At 38.9% G+C, this 19,570-nt stretch carries 16 protein-coding genes and 1 other annotated feature; of the genes, 2 read left to right on the forward strand and 14 right to left on the reverse strand.

Annotated elements, in window-relative coordinates:
* Positions 1 to 200: 200 nt before the first annotated feature.
* The 3 genes from AB3I27_RS13120 to efrA all read right to left on the reverse strand — a co-directional run bounded on the left by AB3I27_RS13120 (position 201) and on the right by efrA (position 3,980).
* Complete coding sequence (locus AB3I27_RS13120; RefSeq protein ID WP_002310222.1) at positions 201 to 398, reverse strand: hypothetical protein; 198 nt, start codon at positions 396 to 398, stop codon at positions 201 to 203.
* 94 nt (positions 399 to 492) lie between these two features.
* Positions 493 to 2,253 carry a multidrug efflux ABC transporter subunit EfrB gene (gene efrB / locus AB3I27_RS13125; protein ID WP_070872572.1) on the reverse strand — a complete coding sequence of 587 codons (1,761 nt, stop codon included), beginning with the start codon at positions 2,251 to 2,253 and terminating at the stop codon, positions 493 to 495.
* Positions 2,250 to 3,980 carry a multidrug efflux ABC transporter subunit EfrA gene (efrA, locus tag AB3I27_RS13130; protein WP_002314241.1) on the reverse strand — a complete coding sequence of 577 codons (1,731 nt, stop codon included), beginning with the start codon at positions 3,978 to 3,980 and terminating at the stop codon, positions 2,250 to 2,252. The genes efrB and efrA overlap by 4 nt, the downstream gene beginning before the upstream one ends.
* 392 nt (positions 3,981 to 4,372) lie before the next feature.
* Here efrA and AB3I27_RS13135 point away from each other — a divergent pair, with 392 nt between their 5' ends.
* Both AB3I27_RS13135 and AB3I27_RS13140 read left to right on the forward strand, forming a co-directional pair.
* On the forward strand, positions 4,373 to 4,585 hold the full coding sequence (locus AB3I27_RS13135; protein WP_002287947.1) for a DNA-directed RNA polymerase subunit epsilon: 213 nt from the start codon (positions 4,373 to 4,375) through the stop codon (positions 4,583 to 4,585).
* A gap of 1 nt (position 4,586) precedes the next feature.
* Positions 4,587 to 6,266: a ribonuclease J gene (locus AB3I27_RS13140; RefSeq protein WP_002310218.1), complete on the forward strand. Its 1,680-nt coding sequence runs from the start codon at positions 4,587 to 4,589 to the stop codon at positions 6,264 to 6,266.
* A 256-nt stretch (positions 6,267 to 6,522) separates the two neighbouring features.
* Here AB3I27_RS13140 and AB3I27_RS13145 read toward each other — a convergent pair whose 3' ends face one another.
* The 11 genes from AB3I27_RS13145 to AB3I27_RS13195 all read right to left on the reverse strand — a co-directional run bounded on the left by AB3I27_RS13145 (position 6,523) and on the right by AB3I27_RS13195 (position 19,544).
* Positions 6,523 to 6,723, reverse strand: a complete 201-nt coding sequence (locus AB3I27_RS13145) for a cold-shock protein (protein ID WP_002294067.1) — start codon at positions 6,721 to 6,723, stop codon at positions 6,523 to 6,525.
* 149 nt (positions 6,724 to 6,872) lie between these two features.
* A complete protein-coding gene (radC, locus tag AB3I27_RS13150; protein ID WP_002314243.1) occupies positions 6,873 to 7,565 on the reverse strand; it encodes a DNA repair protein RadC in 693 nt (230 codons plus the stop codon).
* A 54-nt stretch (positions 7,566 to 7,619) separates the two neighbouring features.
* Positions 7,620 to 8,273, reverse strand: a complete 654-nt coding sequence (locus AB3I27_RS13155) for an HAD family phosphatase (protein WP_002310216.1) — start codon at positions 8,271 to 8,273, stop codon at positions 7,620 to 7,622.
* A complete protein-coding gene (locus AB3I27_RS13160; protein WP_002320195.1) occupies positions 8,263 to 9,576 on the reverse strand; it encodes a folylpolyglutamate synthase/dihydrofolate synthase family protein in 1,314 nt (437 codons plus the stop codon). Before AB3I27_RS13160 ends, AB3I27_RS13155 begins: the two co-directional genes overlap by 11 nt.
* A gap of 196 nt (positions 9,577 to 9,772) precedes the next feature.
* On the reverse strand, positions 9,773 to 12,418 hold the full coding sequence (locus AB3I27_RS13165; RefSeq protein WP_047928065.1) for a valine--tRNA ligase: 2,646 nt from the start codon (positions 12,416 to 12,418) through the stop codon (positions 9,773 to 9,775).
* Between the two features lie 47 nt (positions 12,419 to 12,465).
* Positions 12,466 to 12,682 (reverse strand) — a binding site (T-box leader).
* A gap of 128 nt (positions 12,683 to 12,810) precedes the next feature.
* On the reverse strand, positions 12,811 to 13,458 hold the full coding sequence (locus AB3I27_RS13170) for a redox-sensing transcriptional repressor Rex (RefSeq protein WP_002287954.1): 648 nt from the start codon (positions 13,456 to 13,458) through the stop codon (positions 12,811 to 12,813).
* 205 nt (positions 13,459 to 13,663) lie between these two features.
* Positions 13,664 to 14,875, reverse strand: coding sequence for a tRNA uracil 4-sulfurtransferase ThiI (gene thiI / locus AB3I27_RS13175; protein WP_002310213.1), 1,212 nt, complete (start codon positions 14,873 to 14,875; stop codon positions 13,664 to 13,666).
* A gap of 15 nt (positions 14,876 to 14,890) precedes the next feature.
* Positions 14,891 to 16,033, reverse strand: a complete 1,143-nt coding sequence (locus tag AB3I27_RS13180; RefSeq protein ID WP_002314246.1) for a cysteine desulfurase family protein — start codon at positions 16,031 to 16,033, stop codon at positions 14,891 to 14,893.
* Positions 16,034 to 16,198: 165 nt separating this feature from the next.
* Complete coding sequence (locus AB3I27_RS13185) at positions 16,199 to 17,920, reverse strand: septation ring formation regulator EzrA (RefSeq protein ID WP_002310211.1); 1,722 nt, start codon at positions 17,918 to 17,920, stop codon at positions 16,199 to 16,201.
* A gap of 198 nt (positions 17,921 to 18,118) precedes the next feature.
* Positions 18,119 to 18,679 carry a haloacid dehalogenase gene (locus AB3I27_RS13190; protein ID WP_002310210.1) on the reverse strand — a complete coding sequence of 187 codons (561 nt, stop codon included), beginning with the start codon at positions 18,677 to 18,679 and terminating at the stop codon, positions 18,119 to 18,121.
* 25 nt (positions 18,680 to 18,704) lie between these two features.
* Positions 18,705 to 19,544, reverse strand: coding sequence for a Cof-type HAD-IIB family hydrolase (locus AB3I27_RS13195; RefSeq protein WP_104760438.1), 840 nt, complete (start codon positions 19,542 to 19,544; stop codon positions 18,705 to 18,707).
* Positions 19,545 to 19,570: the final 26 nt, after the last annotated feature.

Raw genomic sequence — 19,570 nt, forward strand, 5'->3', positions numbered from 1 at the left:
CAGCATATTACTGGCTTACAGTGTTCTATTAAGTCGAGCACAACGACGTTTTGAAGGAACTTTGAGATATTCTTTAGGATATTAAAATTAACTAGCACCACGGGTCATAGCATATATTTATTTTATAAGAAAAAAACAGGTAAAACCTGCTCAGTCCAGATGCCTATTTGCGCTATCTGGTAAACTGACGTTTTACCTGTTTATTGTACCTCTATATTTTCTTCTATTACTTTCTTCAAAACTAATTCGTACACTTCGATTTGTGCTGCCAAACGTTCGATTTGAAACTCATTTTCAAAAAAATCAGCTGAATCAAGTGGTTTTGTCTGACAGACGTGCGTTAAACGATCAATTTCTCTTTTGGCTTCAGTGATTTTTTCATTTAAAAACTGTTCCATCTCCGTGCCCTCACTTTTTTTGATAACCTTACTTTACCATTATCAAGAAAGGAGAACAAAAAATAAGTTTCAAACTGTTTTACCCTTCTATGATTTATCCTGCTTCCTCAGCAAATTGGCTGTTATACAGTTTTTCATAAAATCCGCCTTGTGCCAATAAACTCTCATGTGTTCCTTTTTCAATGATCTGACCTTGATCCATCACTAGAATCAGATCTGCATCGCGTATCGTCGATAAACGGTGAGCAATGACAAAACTTGTCCGCCCCTCCATCACGCGATCCATCGCTTTTTGAATCAACGCTTCTAAACGAGTGTCTACTGAACTTGTCGCTTCATCCAAAATCAAAATTTTAGGATCTGAAACCACTGCTCGGGCAATCGTCAGTAACTGTTTTTGTCCTAAAGACACATTGTCTCCCTCAGCATTTATGGGCATCTCATATCCATCTGGCATTGTCCGGATAAAATGGTCTACGTTTGCTGTTTTTGCAGCATCTACTACTTCATAATCTGTCGCATCAAGCTTTCCGAAACGGATATTATCGGCAATCGTTCCTTGATAGAGCCATGCATCTTGTAAGACCATACCAAATAGCGAACGGACGTCACTGCGGCTCATTGATTTGGTATCAATCCCGTCGATCCTGATAGCTCCTTTGTCTACGTCGTAAAAACGCATCAATAGATTGATCAAGGTCGTCTTGCCGGCACCGGTCGGACCGACGACAGCCACGGTTTGACCTGCTTTCACTTCAAAGTTCAAATCTTGAATCAATGGTTTCTTCGGATCATACGCAAAATCGACATGATTGAATGTCACATCTCCTAAAATCGTTTCTGGCAGTGAAACATCTACTTTGTTTTCTTTTTCTTCTGGCTCATCTAAAATCTCGAATACACGTTTTGTTGCCGCTGATGCACTTTGCAAAACAGAAGACAATTGGGTCACGTTCCCCATCGGCTGGCTGATTTGCCAAATATATTGGATGAATGCCTGAAGTTGACCAACAACGATCGCCCCAGTAATAACATAGAAACTTCCTAGAACAGCCATACCAATATAAGTAGCATAGGCAGTTAGTTGAACTAATGGCAGCATCAACCCAGAAATGAACGCTGCGCGGAACCCAAAGTATTTCAAGCTGTGATTTACTTTTTTGAATCCTTCCAATGTTTCTTTTTCGCGTCCGTATACTTTCAATACACTGAAACCTGTCATATTTTCTTGAACGTAGCCGTTTAGCTCACCAAGCGAATTCTGCATGCTTTGAAAATATTTCTGCGAAGCATTGATTACTCGTTTGGAGATCCAGATCGATGTTGGAATCATGATCATAGAGATCAGCGCCATCATCGGCTGGATATAAAACATCATTGCTGCAGCCAACGTAATTCCCAATATCGCATTTACGATTCCAATAAAAGCTTGTTGTAAAGCACCGCTGACTGCATCTACATCATTCGTCACACGAGACAAAATATTTCCTTGTTGGTTTTTATCGAAATAAGAAACCGGAAGGCGATTGATTTTTTCTTCTATGTCTCTTCGCAAATCATGCATGGCACTTTGAACGACATTTGTCATCAAAACCCCAGAAAGCAATTGCGAAATACAATACCCTATTCCGACCACTGTGATCCAAATAAGACATTTGAATATATAAGAAAAATTGATTGATTCGCCATTGGCAATATTACGACTGATTTCTGTAGTAGGAAGTCCTGTAACATATGGCAAAGCCACGTTGAAAGCCACTGTCAGAACTGTAAATAGGATCACTAGAAGAAATGTCCCACGATACGGTCTGATATATCGAGCTAAACGTTTTAAGGAAGAAAAGGTTTTTTTCATGCTAGTTCCTCCTTTGATAATTGAGAAGCGGCAATATCATAATAAATCGGGCATTTTTCCAACAACTCCCGATGTGTCCCCATACCGACGACTTCTCCTTCATTTAATACGATGATCTTATCTGCATGCATGATCGTTCCCACACGTTGTGCTACGATCAACACAGTAGACTCTGTTGTTTCTTTTTTCAGACGAGCACGTAACTTCGCATCCGTTTGATAATCTAATGCAGAAAAGCTGTCATCAAAAATATATATTTCCGGACGGCGTATGATGGCTCTGGCTATTGCCAATCGTTGTTTTTGTCCACCTGAAAAATTGGAACCACCTTCTGATAAATGTTCGTCAAATCCATCTGGTTTTCGAGAAATGAATTCTGAAGCTTGAGCAATCTCAGCTGCACGTTCCATTTCTTCTTGTGTGGCATCTTCTTTCCCGTATCGCAAATTATCGGCAATCGTTCCAGTAAATAGCAGCGCTTTTTGCGGAATAAACCCAATCTTATCTCGCAACTTGCTTAACCGATAATCTCTCACGTCTACTCCATCGACCAAGATCTTTCCTTCACTCACATCATAAAAGCGAGGAATCAATTGAATCAACGTAGATTTTCCGCTACCGGTACTTCCAATAAAAGCAACGGTTTCTCCTGGAGAGGCTGTAAAACTGACATTTCGAATCACTGGCTCTTGCGAATGGCCTGGATAAGCAAATGTTACATTTTGAAATTCGATATACCCTTTAGTCTTCGTATCCGATATACCATTTGGATCTTCTACAATCGAAGGTTTGGCATCTAGTGCCTCTTGGATACGTCCAGCTGAAACGGCTGCTCTTGGATACATCATGAACACACTGGCAAATAACATGAATGAGAATAAGGCATGGAATATATACTCGATAAATGCAATCAAATCTCCTACCCGAAGTTCGCCAGCATCGATTTGCACTGCCCCGCTCCAAATGATCAATACCATCACGATATTAAATAAGAAATAAAAACCTGGTTGTGCAACAGCCATCAAACGGAACAAGCTTTTCGAACTAGCAGCATAATTCTCGTTGACTACAGCAAAGCGTTTTTCTTCAAACTTTTCATTGACGAATGCACGAATCACACGCAATCCTGAAAGGTTTTCCCGCAAGATACTATTGATTTTATCTAAGTTTTTTTGTTGTTTTTTAGATAACGGCTCAGACACCTTAGCAATCGCTACGACCGCCAATAATAGCAAAGGCAATGCGCCTACTACATACAAGCTGAGTGTCACACTTGTACGCATGACCATGTACAAACTGACAACGAACATCATCGGCGCCATGAAACCGATACGCAAAATATTTTGCAGGAACAACATGATCTGATAAGCATCATTTGTTGTACGAGTAATCAAGGAAGATACGCCTAAATTTTCGTACTCCTGATGCGAATAGCTTTGGATCTTTTCGAACAAATCATCTCGAATATCTGCTACGATATTGGTCGTGATCCTCGAACCAAAATAACCTAACAAGATATTCAAAATAATACCGATTACGGTAATAACGATCATAAATATCCCTTGCTGTTTCACATAATCAAAATCATCATTGCGGATTCCTACATCAATCATACGTGCTAAAATCGTAGGAAGTCCTAATTCAATCAAAATAAAACCGAATACGCATATGAAATTGAAAAACAAGAATTTCTTATAACGCATGGTATAATGCCACATTAGTTTCACTTTCTCATCTCCTTTTAATCTTTTGTTACATTTTCATTACTAAAAATGATAGCACAACGAACCTATTAATAGAACACTTCTCTCATAAAAAAGTCATTATAATTATAGTAAAATGATAAACGTTGATTTTTTCTTTCAATCTAGTTGATTTCTATACTTATTTGCTGTTTTATGCTAGAATAACAATTAATTGTTGTATATTTTTTATACAGAAGGTACGGTTGAAAAAATATCCGAACAGATGAGCAAAAACGAGGCTTGTCTCTTTGACTCGAATCCAGTATTCTAGTCAAAGCATATGAAAAACTAGGTGGCTTGTCCCCTCGTTTTGTGTTGTCTAAAAAAATCAACTAGCTAAATCACTGCTTTACGCAGATAAAGGAGACAAAACAATGATCTATAAAGTTTATTATCAAGAAACAAAAGTACGTAACCCTAAACGGGAAGAAACAAAATCTCTTTACATTGAGGCAAAAAGCGATGTAGACGCTCGCCAACGTGTGGAAGAAAATACCCCATACAATATTGAATTCGTTCAACTTCTAGAAGGAAGTCATCTAGAATACGAAAAAGAAAATGCTGATTTCTCATTAGTGGAGTTTTAATATGAAACTTTCCATCAAAAATAATGAGACAGGCGTCTTTGCTATTGGTGGATTAGGTGAAATCGGGAAAAATACGTATGGGGTACAATTCCAAGATGAAATCATTTTGATTGATGCCGGGATCAAGTTCCCGGAAGACGATCTACTTGGAATTGACTATGTCATTCCCGACTACAGCTACATCATACAAAACTTGCACAAAGTAAAAGCCCTAGTGATTACTCACGGGCACGAAGACCACATCGGCGGAATACCCTACTTGCTAAAACAAGCAAATATTCCTATCTATGCTGGTCCTCTCGCATTAGCGTTGATCACGAACAAATTAGATGAGCATGGCTTGCTTCGAGAGGCAGAGCTTCATGAAATCAATGAAGATACGATCATTCGTTTTAGAAAAACTTCTGTCAGCTTTTTCAGAACGACTCATAGTATCCCAGACGCATTAGGAATCGTGGTGAAAACACCTTCTGGTAATATCGTAGCGACTGGAGACTTCAAGTTTGATTTCACTCCCGTTGGCGAACCAGCAAACTTGCATAAAATGGCTCGTATCGGGGAAGAAGGTGTCTTGTGCCTTTTATCTGATAGTACAAATGCTGAGATTCCAACATTTACTAAATCAGAAAAAACGATTGGTCATTCTATCTTGAAGATCTTTTCAAAAATCGAAGGTCGTATTATTTTTGCCAGCTTTGCTTCTAATATCTTCCGTTTGCAGCAAGCAGCAGATGCCGCTGTGGCGACTGGTCGTAAAATCGCTGTTTTCGGACGTAGCATGGAAAATGCCATTGTCAATGGCCAACGTTTAGGATATATCAAAGTTCCAGACGGCACATTTGTAGATGCACATGAAATCAATCGCTTGCCTGCTAACGAAACGATGATCCTATGTACAGGTTCTCAAGGGGAAGCGATGGCCGCTTTGAGCCGTATTGCAAATGGTACCCACCGTCAAATCCAAATCCAGCCAGACGATACAGTGATCTTTTCAAGTTCACCTATCCCTGGTAATACGACAAGTGTCAATCATTTGATCAACTTGCTGTCTGAAGCTGGCGCAGAAGTAATCCATGGAAAAATCAATAACATCCATACTTCTGGTCACGGTGGACAAGAAGAACAAAAATTGATGCTTCGCTTGATGAAACCAAAATATTTTATCCCTGTCCATGGAGAATTCCGCATGCTGAAAGTCCATGCTTCTCTAGCACAAGATGTAGGTGTTCCTGCAGAAAACTGCTTCATCATGGAAAATGGCGATGTTTTAGCGTTAACTAGCGATTCTGCACGTCCTGCTGGGCATTTTGTGGCTGGAGATGTGTATATCGATGGTAGCGGAATCGGTGATATCGGTAATGTCGTTTTACGTGACCGTCACTTGCTTTCAGAAGAAGGTCTTGTATTAGCTGTTGCAACAGTAGATATCAAGAAAAAAGAAATCTTAGCTGGTCCAGATATTCTCTCTCGTGGATTTGTTTACATGCGAGAATCAGGAGAAATGATCAATGAAGCTCAGCGAATCTTATTCCATGCTTTAAGAGAATGTTTAAATGGACCTGACTGTTCAGAATATAAATTGAAAGAAGCGATGACTGGCGCGCTTCAGCCATTCTTATTCGAACGTACAGAAAGGCATCCAATGATTTTACCGATGGTCATGACACCAGATGAAGAATAAGTAAGAGGTTGTGAAATTAGTGCCCTGACCTGAGTATAAGAGAAACCAAACGGAAAACAGGACAAGTTGTTTTTATTTGGCTGTTCTTATTGCTTGATACAGGGCAGCTTTTTCACAACCTCTTAAAATTTATTTACTTTTTCATACAAAAATACCTGCCACAAGAGAAATTTCCTCTTGTGGCAGGTATTTTTGTTACTCGCTTTGTTCTCTCGTAAAAATTGATGCCTACCATCAATTTGATTTACAGATAAAATTAAGCTTTTACAACGTTTGCAGCTTGTGGGCCACGGTCTGATTCTTCAACGTCGAAAGTCACTGCTTGACCTTCTTCTAATGTTTTGAATCCGTCACCTTGGATAGCAGAGAAGTGAACGAATACGTCGCTTCCATCTTCACGTGAGATAAATCCAAATCCTTTTTCAGCGTTGAACCATTTTACTGTTCCGTTTTCCATAATAATATCCTCCTCGTGCCAAAAGCACTTATTTAAATTGTAACATTGCTCGTGTACGATAGAGGTGCAACAGATGTTTCAACTTCTATTCCCAAACAAAATTACAATATAATTGTACACTTGCTTCATTTTTTTTGCAAGAAAGCAACTTACTTCTCTTCCATTAATCCTTCTTCTCTCAAACTAAAATATCGTTTACGTCCGATGATCAAATGATCCAGTACAGTGATACCCATCATTTCTCCACACTTTTGTATCCTTTTAGTAAAATTCATATCCTGTTGTGATGGAATAACATTACCAGACGGATGATTATGTGCTAAAACGATTCTTGCCGCGCAATAACGTACAGCATAATGAAATATTTCTCTAGGATGAGCGACTGACTGATTCAGCGAACCGATGAACACTGTCTTTTTTAAGATCACTTGATTCTTCGTGTCCAAATAAATACAAATCAAATGTTCCTGTTTGTAATCTTTCATTTCCAGAATCAATTGTTGTGCCAGTTCATGGCTAGTACGAATGGCCGGAGCTGCTCTTTCTTGGTCCGTCTGAATGCGGCGGCCTAACTCGATCAAGGCTTTGATTTCGATTGCTTTCACACGTCCTATCCCTCGAATCTCTTCTAACTCATGCAAAGTCGCCTGTCGTAAAGAAGCCAATCCACCAAACGTTTTTAACAGATTGCCAGCAATCGACATCACACTATGAGGGTGTTGACCAGTACGCAGTAAAATGGCTAAAAGCTCCTGATCCGATAAAGCTTCAGCTCCATAAATTTCCATACGTTCTCTTGGTAAAGAGCTAGTTGGTACTTCTTTCATCAATCGTTTTTCCAAAAAAACATCTCCTTTCTATCTTTTCTAAAATAAGATACGAAAAGAGATGGATTTTTATTTTATCAATGCAGGGATTTCATGCAAAGAAGAAACGACCCCAGCCGTTTTTTTGATCAATTCTTGGGAAGGCGGAAGCAAATCTGGCACCATGACTACAGGGATCTCAGCCGCAGAAGCTGCTAAAATACCATTTTGTGAATCTTCTAAAATCAATGTTTCTTTCTTAGCTGTACCTAATTTCTGATTGGCTAATAAAAAAATTTCCGGATCTGGTTTTGCTCGTTGGACATTCTCTGCGGAAATAATCGTCTCAAATCGTTCAAACAGATTGTTCTTCTTCAATAAAAGTTCAATGACAGCTCGTTGGTTACTGGAAGCGACAACTTTGGGAATCTGATGTTCTTCTAAAAAAGAGAGGAGTTCCAACACCCCTGGCTTCATTTGTACAGCTCCTTGTGAAAAGCGCTCAAGCGTTTCCTGGTATGAATCATCTATAAATCTTTGTACGCTTGTTTTGCCGAATTCCGCAAAAATCATATGATAATTCGCCCACACTTCTTCATCGGAAACACCTAAGAATTTTAAATACAGGTCTTTATCATATGGAAAACCCATCCTATCTGCTACTACTTGTGAAGCCTCGTAATATACTAACTCTGTGTCAAACAATAAACCATCCATATCAAAAATCACTGCATTATACTTCATGGTCTCCTCCTAATTGTATTAATAAATGACGAACTTCTGAAATGAAATAAAGCGAACCGGTCACAACTAATACATCTTCATTTGTCATCTTTTCCAATATATCTGCTAATCCGAATTGCCACAATGAAACAATTGATACTCTTTCACTTGCTAAATCTGATACTTCACTTAATTCGATGGCTTTTGGATGTTCAAAGGTCGTCAAATAAATATGGACATTTGGTACTTGCTGCAATCGTTCTAGCATTTCTCTAACATTTTTAGTCCGTAAGGCGGAAAACAAAATGTTGATTTGATATCCTTTGAATTCTTTTTTCAAATTCTCAACAAGCCGGTTCATTGCATGCGTATTATGGGCACCATCTAAAACAACTAATGGCTCGTTACTCAAACGCTCCATTCTTCCTGGCCATCGAGATTTCTTCAACCCCTTCAAAACATCTTTTTCTCGGAAAGGCAGCTTTTCCAATTGACAGTAAACAAAATACAATTCGATGGCTACTCCTGCATTTTCAGCTTGATGTTGCCCTAAAAGCGGCGTGGTTAGTTGAGGGATTTTCCCTGCTTCATTAAAGAATTCAAATACTTCTCCCCAAGTCTCATCAGGATGCAGATAGTTTATTTTATAATTTTCCCCGTATACATAAAGCATCGCATTTTTTTCTTTAGCTGTTTGTTTGATGACATTAAAAGCTTCTGGGCCGATGTTTCCTGTGACAACTGGAACGCCTTGTTTGATGATTCCTGCTTTTTGCGCAGCGATTTCTCCAATCGTCTCTCCAAGTATCTCGGTATGATCAAGCCCAATCGTTGTTATTCCAGTTAGCATCGGTACAGCTACATTGGTAGAATCCAATAAGCCACCTAAGCCCACTTCAATAATCGCTACGTCTACTTTCTTCATCAAAAAATAATCAAATGCCATTGCTGTTAATGTCTCAAATTCAGTGATACCAGCTACTGCTTCAAATTGATCAAGTTGTTTGATCAGCGGCTGATATTTTTTTACAAGCTGGATCAAGTCATTGTCTGGGATACTTTTGCCATTGATTGCAATCCGTTCATTGAACGTTTCGATATAAGGTGAAGTAAACGTTCCAACTATCAGACCAGCTTCTTCTAATAGGCTTCTCAAATAGGCTACAGTAGACCCTTTTCCGTTTGTTCCAGCGATATGGATCGTTTTTACTTTCCTCTCCGGATGACCTACCACTTCTAATAAAGCTTCGACTCGGTCAAGACCAGGACGTGAACCAAATGGTAATCGACTATGGATCCATTCTATTGCTTCTTCAATCGTCATCAACAATTCCCCCATTTCTCTTTTATTATAACAAATAGAAGACATAAGAAAAATAAAAGGACGATAGAGAAAAAAATCTGCTCCGGATACATGATAAATCGCTCTTTTTTCTAAGTAATCAGAGTAGACTAAAAAAGAGGATGCGACAATAATCATGTCACATCCCCTTATTCGGAATAAGTGGTATTCCCCGCTTTTATTGAATAGTACGCAAACTTTCGATTCGTTCTTTGACAGCCGTTTGCTTCTCTAAATAATCTTTTTCTTTTGCACGTTCTGCCTCTACTACTTCTTCCGGCGCATTAGAAACAAACCGTTCATTAGAAAGTTTTCCTTGGACACGTTTCACTTCGCTTGTCCATTTTTCCAGTTCTTTTTCTAATCGTTTGATTTCCTCTTCGATATTGATTAATCCTGCTAACGGCAAGAAGATTTCTGCACCTGTCAGAACAGCTGACATCGCTAGATCTGGTGCAGTGATCTCACTTGATATCGTCAACTCTTCTGGGTTGCAGAAGCGTTCGATGTAGCTTGTATTTTCAACTAAAAATTGATCGATTTTAGCATCGTTTGTTTTGATTAATAGCGTAATTGGTTTAGACAATGGTGTATTCACTTCTGAACGAATATTTCGAACGGCTCGAATCAATTCCTTCAATACTTCCATTCCTTTAGAAGCAGTTTCATCGTCAAACTCTGGACGTACCACAGGATATTCTGCTACTACTAGAGAATTTCCTTGATGAGGAATATGTTCCCATATTTCTTCTGTGACAAATGGCATGATTGGATGCAACAAACGCAAAATCTGATCCAAGGTATGGACTAGGATACTACGTGTTGTTTGTTTTGAAACAGCATCATCTCCATAAAGTACTTCTTTGCTCATTTCGATATACCAGTCACAAAAATCATCCCAGATAAAGTTATACAGTTGTCTACCGGCTTCACCAAATTCAAAACGATCAAATAATTCAGTTACACGTGCGACTGTTTCGTTCAAACGAGTAAGAATCCAACGGTCAGCCACTGATTTTTCTCCAGATAAATCGATCTCTTCTACGGTCATTCCTTCGATATTCATGATAACGAAACGTGAAGCATTCCAGATTTTATTGATAAAGTTCCATGAAGCATCCATTTTTTCATAGCTGAAGCGAACATCTTGTCCTGGTGCAGAACCATTCGATAAGAACCAACGAAGAGCATCTGCTCCATACTTTTCGATTACTTCCATCGGATCGATCCCATTACCTAATGATTTACTCATCTTCCGCCCTTGTTCGTCACGAATCAATCCATGGATCAAGACATTCTCAAATGGTCGTTCGCCAGTAAATTCCAAACTTTGGAAGATCATTCGGCTTACCCAGAAGAAAATGATGTCATAACCAGTTACTAAGGTGCTAGTAGGGAAGTACCGCTTATAATCTTCGCTTTCCGTGTCTGGCCAGCCCATCGTTGAAAAAGGCCACAATGCTGAACTAAACCAAGTGTCTAAAACATCCGGATCTTGGACCCAGTTTTCACTATCAGCTGGTGCTTCCATTCCTACATACATTTCGCCTGTTTCTTTGTGATACCATGCAGGGATTTGATGTCCCCACCATAATTGTCGTGAAATTACCCAGTCATGGACATTTTCCATCCAACGTAAAAATGTTTGATTGAATCTTGGAGGGAAGAATTCCACTGCTTGATCTGTTTCTTGGTTATCAATGGCTTTTTTTGCTAACGGCGCCATTTTTACAAACCATTGAGTAGACAATCGAGGTTCGACAACGACACCTGTCCGCTCGGAATGTCCCACACTATGGACCATCGTATCGATTTTGATCAATCGGCCGATTTCTTTTAGATCTTGCACGATTGCTTTACGAGCAGCAAAACGATCCATTCCAGCATACTTTCCTGCTAGTTCATTCATTGTACCATCATCATCCATCACATTCACTCGTGGAAGATCATGACGATTACCTACCTCAAAGTCGTTTGGATCATGTGCTGGAGTGATTTTTACTACACCTGTCCCAAACTCCATATCTACATATTCATCTGCAATGATTGGGATTTCTTTATTGACTAAAGGTAGAATCACTTTTTTGCCAATCAGCGCTTGATAACGCTCGTCTTCTGGGTGAACAGCAATCGCCGTATCTCCCAACATCGTTTCTGGCCGGGTCGTCGCAATTTCTACTACGCCTGATCCATCTGCCAGTTCATAGCTCATATGGTAAAAGGCGCCTTCAATGTCTTTATGAATAACTTCGATATCAGATAGAGCTGTTCGTGCTTGAGGGTCCCAATTGATGATGTATTCACCGCGATAGATCAACCCTTTTTCATATAAGGTAACAAAAACTTTACGTACTGCTTCAGATAATCCGTCATCTAATGTAAAACGTTCTCTGCTGTAAGCTAAAGATAATCCCATTTTAGCCCACTGTTCACGGATATGACTTGCATACTCTTCTTTCCATTCCCACACTTGATCGATGAACTTTTCACGACCTAGATCATAGCGAGAAATTCCTTGCTCTCTAAGCTTTGCTTCTACCTTTGCTTGTGTCGCGATTCCTGCATGGTCCATACCAGGCAACCATAAAGTATCATATCCTTGCATTCTCTTTTGACGAATCAGCATATCTTGCAAGGTCGTATCCCAAGCATGCCCTAAATGAAGTTTTCCGGTAACATTTGGGGGTGGGATCACGATTGAATAAGGTTTTGCTTTTTTATCTCCACTCGGTTTAAACAAATCTTGTTCTAACCAATGCTGATAACGTCCAGCTTCAACTTCTTGCGGGTTATATTTTGTTGATAGATTATTTTCTTCCGTCATGCTGTTTTCCTCCTTTAAACTAAAAAACGTCCTAAAATACTTTCGTATTTTAGGACGTATGATTTACGCGGTACCACCTAAATTGCAATAATCAATCATTATTGCCTCTCAAGTGAGTTAACGATCACGACTCGTCTATCTCTACTCCATTCAAGACAGAAACTCCCAAGCTACCTTCACTGGTTGTCATTGAGAACCTTTCAGCAGATAGTTCTCTCTCTAAGAATGAATGTGCCAGTTACTCCTCTTGTTCAGCGTTATGCTTCATTCTACAATGGTTTTTTTTTTTAGTCAACAAGTGGTCGTGAAAAAACCACTTCATTTAGTATTAAAAAATTTTTGAAAGAATTACGACGGATCCTTGCAAGATCAATAAGCCTACTCAAATTTTCCTAAGAAAAAACTTCTGAGTAATTCTCATCAAAGTAAATAAGCGTCTGTAACTCGGTTGTCAAATCAATGTATTGAACATTGACATAAGCTGGGACAGTTACTCGGTCAGGTGCAAAGTTAAGGATAGCGGTTACATTCCCTTTGACAATTTCATCAATAGCAGATTGTGAATATTTACTTGGTACCGTAGAGATTGCTACTGTCACATTTTTTGCTTTGGCTATCTCTGCGAAACGATCAATCGGATAGATCATTTCTCCATCAATGACTCGATTGATCAGTGCTGGATCATTATCAAAGACGCACACGATATTTAGATTTTCATTTCTTCTAAAATTGTTGTGTTTCAATGCTTTGCCAAGATTTCCGTATCCAACTAATGCGATTCGTTTTTCTTCTTTAGTATTAAGGATATTATTGAATACATCGATAAGGAAAGGGACATCATAGCCATATCCGCTTCTGCCTAGCTCGCCTAATTGCGAGAAGTCTCTGCGGATCGTTGCAGAAGGAATTTGGGTGATTTCGCTGAACTCATTTGATTTGATTCTACTTATGCCTGAGTCATCCAGCATCTTTAAGTAGCGTAAATATAAAGGTAACCTTTTCGCAGTTGCTTTTGGCAGTGTATCTGTTTTTTCTCGCATAACGACGCTCCTTGTTAATAATTTCACATATTTAGTGTAACATGTTTCTAACACGGGAGCAAGGTTACAGGTAGGAAGGAAAAGGGTGCGAGACAAATAAAACGACCCAAAAATTAACTATTTGGGTCGCTATTTCATGGGAAATTTTTTTATCATTTATCAGCTAATCTTCGACATTAGTTCAAAACACTAATTTCACAACCACTTATAGCAATTCTGAAAATTCTTCAGTTTTTTCATTAGAAGATTCTGCTTGTATCTCTTCCATCTTCAAACCAGCTAATGCACGTTGGATCATTTCATCTATTGCTAAACGCTCTTCATATTGATGGACCTTTTCCAGTTGAGGGCGTGTTTTTGGCTGTGGAGGCGCAAAAATCGTACAGCAGTCTTCAAAAGGTTGGATAGAAAGATTAAATGTATCGATCTGTTCCGCTACTTCAATGATTTCAAGTTTATCCATTGTCGCTACAGGCCGAATGATTGGCGTATTCGTTACTTCATTGATAGCCACCATACTTTGCAAGGTTTGCGAAGCCACTTGACCTAATGATTCGCCATTCAAAATAACTAGACCATGACGAATACGGCGAATTTCATCGGTCAACCGCAACATCATTCGACGAGTGATCGTCATCCAATATCCTTGTGGCACTGATTTTTTGATTTCTTCTTGAATCTCGGTAAATGGCACTTCAATAAAATGAATTGTTCCTACATAAGGCGCTAGTTTCGCTGTTAAGTCTTTTGCTTTTTGCAGTGCTTGTTCACTTGTATACGGCGGACTAGCAAAATGAACAGCTTCGATTTCCACTCCCCGCTTCATTGCAAAATATCCTGCAACAGGAGAATCAATCCCGCCAGAAAGCATGAGCATTCCTTTTCCGCTTGTTCCTACAGGCAACCCGCCAGCTCCTTTGATCGTTTCATACGACAGATAAGCGCCGTCACGACGAATCTCTACACGTAATGGAATATCGGGCTGACGCATTTGAACTTGGATATGAGGGAAAATATCAAAAACAGCATTGCCTAATGTTTGATTCAATTCATTACTTGTCAATTCAAATTGGTGATCGCTTCTTTTAGCGATAATTTTAAATGTTTCTTTCCCTGTATAAATTTCTTTCATGATGTCTTGAACAGCTTGTTTCAAAACTTCAACATCTTTTTCTACCCGAATACTCGGAGAAAAATTTTGGATCCCAAATATTTTTGCTAGTTTTGGAATAACTAGCTGACTGTCTGCACCATTCAACAAAAGATGCATCCGGTCGCGATCAGCATGGATTTTGATTTCTGGAAATTCTTTCAAAGCTTGTCTGACATTTTGTGCTAGTTGCATGATAAAGCTTTTTCGATTCTTTCCTTTTGTCGAAAGCTCTCCATAACGGACCATAATTTCACTGTATTTCACAAGAACACTCCTCTTTTAATTGATTACAGAAAATTTCTTATAAAGCTGCTTGAAAATAATCATAAATTGCTCCACTTCTGCTAATGAATTATTTTCATCTAGGCTGATTCGAATAGCAGATGTAGCCAAATCATTTGGTACATGCATCGCGTGCAATGTACTGCTTGCCATATGTTTACGTGAGGAGCAGGCACTAGTAGTAGAAACAAATATTTGTTTTTCCTCTAAAGCATGGACGAGAACTTCACCACGAATTCCTTTTAGAGCAAAACATAAAATGTGCGGCGCATAGTCGGTTCCTTCTGAAAAGATCGTCACTTTATCATACGACTTCAACGCATTGATTAAAGCTTCTTTTAAGCGTTGTGTCTGCTCAGGTTTTTGTTCCTTTATCTCTAATGATAAACGTAAAGCTTTAGCCATAGCCACAATACCTGGAACATTTTCTGTCCCACTTCGTTGATTTCTTTCCTGACCTCCACCTGTCAGTAATGGTGCTAAACGACGACCCTTTTTCCAATAAATGAAACCAGTTCCCCGTGGGCCATGGAATTTATGGGCTGAAAATGTTGCAAAATCCACTCTCCCTGTCAACCATTGCGAGAATGGTACTTTTCCGATTGCCTGAACAGCATCTACATGGAAATGAATTTTAGGGAAATCATCCAAAAGATCACTGATTTCCTGGATGGGCTGAATCGATCCTACTTCATTATTCACAGCCATAACAGAGACCAAAACTGTCTCTTTTCTTATTAATTTTTTCAATTCGTCAACACGTACAAATCCGCGTTTATCTACTGGGGCGATACTTACTTCGATTCCTAATTCTTTTAATTGTTCGGCCGTCTCACTGACTGCCGGATGTTCGATTCCTGAAATGATCATATGATTCCCATACTCTCTTTTTTCAATCATCGTTCCTTTTAATACCCAGTTATCTCCTTCTGTTCCTCCTGAAGTAAAAAAGATTTCTTCTGGCTCTGCATGGATCAAATCAGCGATCTGCTTTCTTGCTTGCTGCAACAACCGATTAGCTTGATTGCCCAAATCATGAAGACTTGATGGATTCCCAATAATCCGCTGACTGGTTTTTACATATGCATCTAAGCTTTGCGGAAAGATTGGGGTCGTTGCACTGTTATCAAAATATATCATAAGAAACCCCTCTTTTTTGAAATTCTTTTCTATTATAACGGTTGTCCAAGGTGCTTTCAAGAGCAGGTGGCATTTTCACTTGTTTCCTCTTTCAGATAGACATAAAAAAAGACAAGAACAAGACGGATGGTTGTCTTGTTCTTGCATGATTGCTGCTTTTTTGCTTTATACTAAGTCTGGATGATTAAAATAAAAATCTTCGATGCGTTTGAAAGCACCTGGTTCTACTCGCTCTAATGCTGTACCAATTTCGTCTAATGCTTCTTGATAATGATATTCTTTATTGAATAAATAGTAACTTTTGTCAATCGCTTCTCGAACTTCTTCGTGTGTATGACGATAACGGTTTGCATATTGGAGCATTTGCTCCGTTAGTGCTGCTGCATCTACTAGATCATGTGTCTTCTTATCTAATAATTCTAGATCTTCTTCGCATAGAGCAACTAAACGATTGACTTCCTCCATGTTTACTCGAATTTTATTCAAGACAACACTTAGTTCTTCAATACGATCAGTAGCAACAAAAAAGAATTCTAGGTAATCATTCGGCAAGCCAGGCAAACGTTGTTTCTCTACAAAACGTTTCAAACTACGCAATTTAAATTCGAATGTATCGATCTTTTCTTGCGCTTCTTTTTCGCCTTTTCTCAATTCATGTAATGAGTCGTCGATCTCTACTTGTTGCGTTTCGATATCTTCTAAGACCTTGAAGACTGTTTTATAGAACGTACGCACTTCTGAATAAGGGATTTCGTGTTGGCGGATCTGTGGAATCATCTGTTCATTTTGACGTTCCATTTCTTCCACTTCAGTTTGGAAACCTCGTACACGACCAATTTCATTGTGATTCAATGTATAGCTTTGAGCGGTGTGATCCAACTCAATCAATAATTGACGGTTATTCTTCGTTGTATGTTTGATATACTCTGCAATCGTTGATTGGTTAGTTTTTACATATCTCTGAGCTTCCATTTCTCGTTCTAAGATGTCATATAGCGAATCAATCAAATCAGCTGTTTCTCGGTTTTCGAATTCGACCGTTTCAACTTCTGTTTTTTCAAGATTGGCTAATGAATTTTCAATTCTTCGACTTACTTTTGCGATATCTTCAGCAAGATCTTCTTCAGGGAATACATATTGTTCTTCCATTAATTTCTCATAAGTATCACTGATTTCTTCAAGTTGTTCAGGGAAAGTCGTATGGAGATCTTCATACAGTGGTGGAATTTTTTTCATCAGAGCTTCCACTTCATACGTATGTTTTTCTGCTTTATCTAAAACCTCGCGGGCCTCTACAGGATCGCCGGAAGTATTTAAAGTCACGAATTGCGTAAATTCTTTTTCGATCATCTTGATCTGTTTTTGCAATTCAAAAAGAGCTGGTCCATATTCATGCTCGTCTTCTCTGACTTTTTCTTTCAGTTCTTCATAGACATCAAGCGCCTGCTGGACAGCTAATGAGTTGCGTTCTTCCGTTTCTCGCAATTCCTTCAGACCTTCACGGATTTCCGTTACTTGTTTCTCCATTTGGTCCATTGTTGCTTCTGCTTCAACAACTGCTTTTTTTCCTTTTAAGAACCGAAAACTTTCATTGAGGTTTTCCACTTCAAAAATTTGACTTTCTAATTCAGCGAATGAGGAAGTAGATATGTCATTCCACTTTTGACTCCATTCACGAAAGGTATTTTGGCTTTGCCCAACCAGATGCATTTTTTTAACATCATCGACTTCTTCAATCACTGGCAAGTCAAATAATTCTTCCTTGCGTTTTTCTAAGGCATCCAATCGATCTTGGTTTTTTTTCTTCATCAAGTAACTAACCAAAAAGACGACAATGGCGACTATAATGATTGCAATGACGATTCCGATGATAACATTATTTCCCATTTATGGTTCCTCCGTTTTCAGTATGCATCTTTTTATGCAACAGATGGCGTTCTGCTTGGCATAAATCCAAATAATACGTCTCTCGTGCAAAAGACATCTATTCTAGATTATAGCATACTATTTTCATGCATTCACTAACTTAAACGAAAATCTTTTGTTTTTCATCGTATAAAGATAACAAAAATAGTGACGTACTGATCACTCTGTTTCGTTTGTGCATGCACTCCTATCAGCAGAGCTTTTCCTAGCAAGAGCTTCTTGAATCTGTCGTTGGATTTCTGCCGCGATTTTAGGCTCTGGCGCGTACTCCATCTGCCAGTTCTCAGGTTTCAATACTTTATTTGTTACAGGATCATAATGAGGTTTTCCATCTGGAAACAATTTTCCCATATTTGCCTGATGGACGATATCAAATATTCGATCAGGCGCTATTCCCAATAATGAAAAAGAACCGTAAGTAAAGTAAAGGATATCTGTCAGTGCATCTACTTGTTCAATCAGTGGGTCACTTCCCCACTCTGTTTTATCAAGTATTTTTTCTTCTGCTTTATCTAATGCTTCGTGTAGCAGAGTAACAGCTTCATGTAGTTGTTCTTTACTTGGTGAGGTAGCTGCAACAAATTCAACAAGTTCTTCTATTTTGAATGCAGCACGTGTATGAGCCTCCATCGCAGTAAAAGCTGTGGGGATTTCTGGTCTTCTTGGATCAAAAATTTTGTGAAATGCTTCTACTTTTTGAAAAGGTGTCTCTGATTCCATACTAATGTTTTCCTTCTTTCATTGACTAATAAATCAGACCAAAGTGTTTCAGTCCTTCGTATATGCCATCTTCTTCATTTGATTGGGTCACAAAATCTGCGGCATGTTTTACTTCAATCTGAGCATTTCCCATAGCCACTCCAATTCCTACACCTTTCAGCATCTCGATATCATTGTAATGGTCGCCGAATGCCATGATTTCTTCCATCTCAATTCCGACAGCATTTGCGAAAGCTTGGATGCCTAGCAATTTTGAACCACCTTTTGGGATGATATCTACAGTATACGTATTTGAACGTTGGAAGGTACACTCGGGAAATAGATGTTCTAACTTTTTCTGTTCTGACTCCGGACTAAGCAGTATACATTGGTAAATTGGTTCATTTAATATCTCTAATGTTTCATAACGGTCCTTTTGCCGATGAGGGCTAAAAAGCTGGAGGATTTTTTTCATCAGACGTACCGGGAATTTACGCGGTAAAAAGCTGACTAGCCGCTTGATAAAAATCGATTGTCCTAATAGCATCGTTGTTGATCCATCTAGCCGATTTCTCGCACCAAAAACGATTTGTCGATGGTTAGCATCTGCAAATTCAACAATATGTTCCAATACTTTTTGTTCAAAAGGGTGGTCGATAATCGTTCGATCTGCAGTAAAAACCAGTTGACCATTATACACGACATACATATCTAATTCCAAATCATCAATGATTTCTTTGATCTTTATTGGGCTGCGCCCCGTTGCTACACCGCATAAAATGCCGTTTTTCCGAGCATAGTTAATTGCTTGTTTTGTTGATTCCAATGCTTTTGAACGATTGGTGACCAATGTTCCGTCAATATCAAAAAAAATAGCTTTGATCATAGACTTCGCCCCTTTCATGAATAAAA

The organism is Enterococcus sp. C46 (assembly GCF_040887565.1).
GTDB lineage: Bacteria > Bacillota > Bacilli > Lactobacillales > Enterococcaceae > Enterococcus_B > Enterococcus_B lactis.

What these genes read in the sequence shown, in the direction of transcription:
- AB3I27_RS13120 (WP_002310222.1), bottom strand. Translation starts at nt 398, where the DNA reads ATGGAACAGTTTTTAAATGAAAAAATCACTGAAGCCAAAAGAGAAATT.
- efrB (WP_070872572.1), bottom strand. Translation starts at nt 2,253, where the DNA reads ATGAAAAAAACCTTTTCTTCCTTAAAACGTTTAGCTCGATATATCAGA.
- AB3I27_RS13135 (WP_002287947.1), top strand. Translation starts at nt 4,373, where the DNA reads ATGATCTATAAAGTTTATTATCAAGAAACAAAAGTACGTAACCCTAAA.
- AB3I27_RS13140 (WP_002310218.1), top strand. Translation starts at nt 4,587, where the DNA reads ATGAAACTTTCCATCAAAAATAATGAGACAGGCGTCTTTGCTATTGGT.
- AB3I27_RS13145 (WP_002294067.1), bottom strand. Translation starts at nt 6,723, where the DNA reads ATGGAAAACGGAACAGTAAAATGGTTCAACGCTGAAAAAGGATTTGGA.
- AB3I27_RS13155 (WP_002310216.1), bottom strand. Translation starts at nt 8,273, where the DNA reads ATGAAGTATAATGCAGTGATTTTTGATATGGATGGTTTATTGTTTGAC.
- AB3I27_RS13160 (WP_002320195.1), bottom strand. Translation starts at nt 9,576, where the DNA reads ATGACGATTGAAGAAGCAATAGAATGGATCCATAGTCGATTACCATTT.
- AB3I27_RS13165 (WP_047928065.1), bottom strand. Translation starts at nt 12,418, where the DNA reads ATGACGGAAGAAAATAATCTATCAACAAAATATAACCCGCAAGAAGTT.
- AB3I27_RS13170 (WP_002287954.1), bottom strand. Translation starts at nt 13,458, where the DNA reads ATGCGAGAAAAAACAGATACACTGCCAAAAGCAACTGCGAAAAGGTTA.
- AB3I27_RS13180 (WP_002314246.1), bottom strand. Translation starts at nt 16,033, where the DNA reads ATGATATATTTTGATAACAGTGCAACGACCCCAATCTTTCCGCAAAGC.
- AB3I27_RS13185 (WP_002310211.1), bottom strand. Translation starts at nt 17,920, where the DNA reads ATGGGAAATAATGTTATCATCGGAATCGTCATTGCAATCATTATAGTC.
- AB3I27_RS13190 (WP_002310210.1), bottom strand. Translation starts at nt 18,679, where the DNA reads ATGGAATCAGAGACACCTTTTCAAAAAGTAGAAGCATTTCACAAAATT.
- AB3I27_RS13195 (WP_104760438.1), bottom strand. Translation starts at nt 19,544, where the DNA reads ATGATCAAAGCTATTTTTTTTGATATTGACGGAACATTGGTCACCAAT.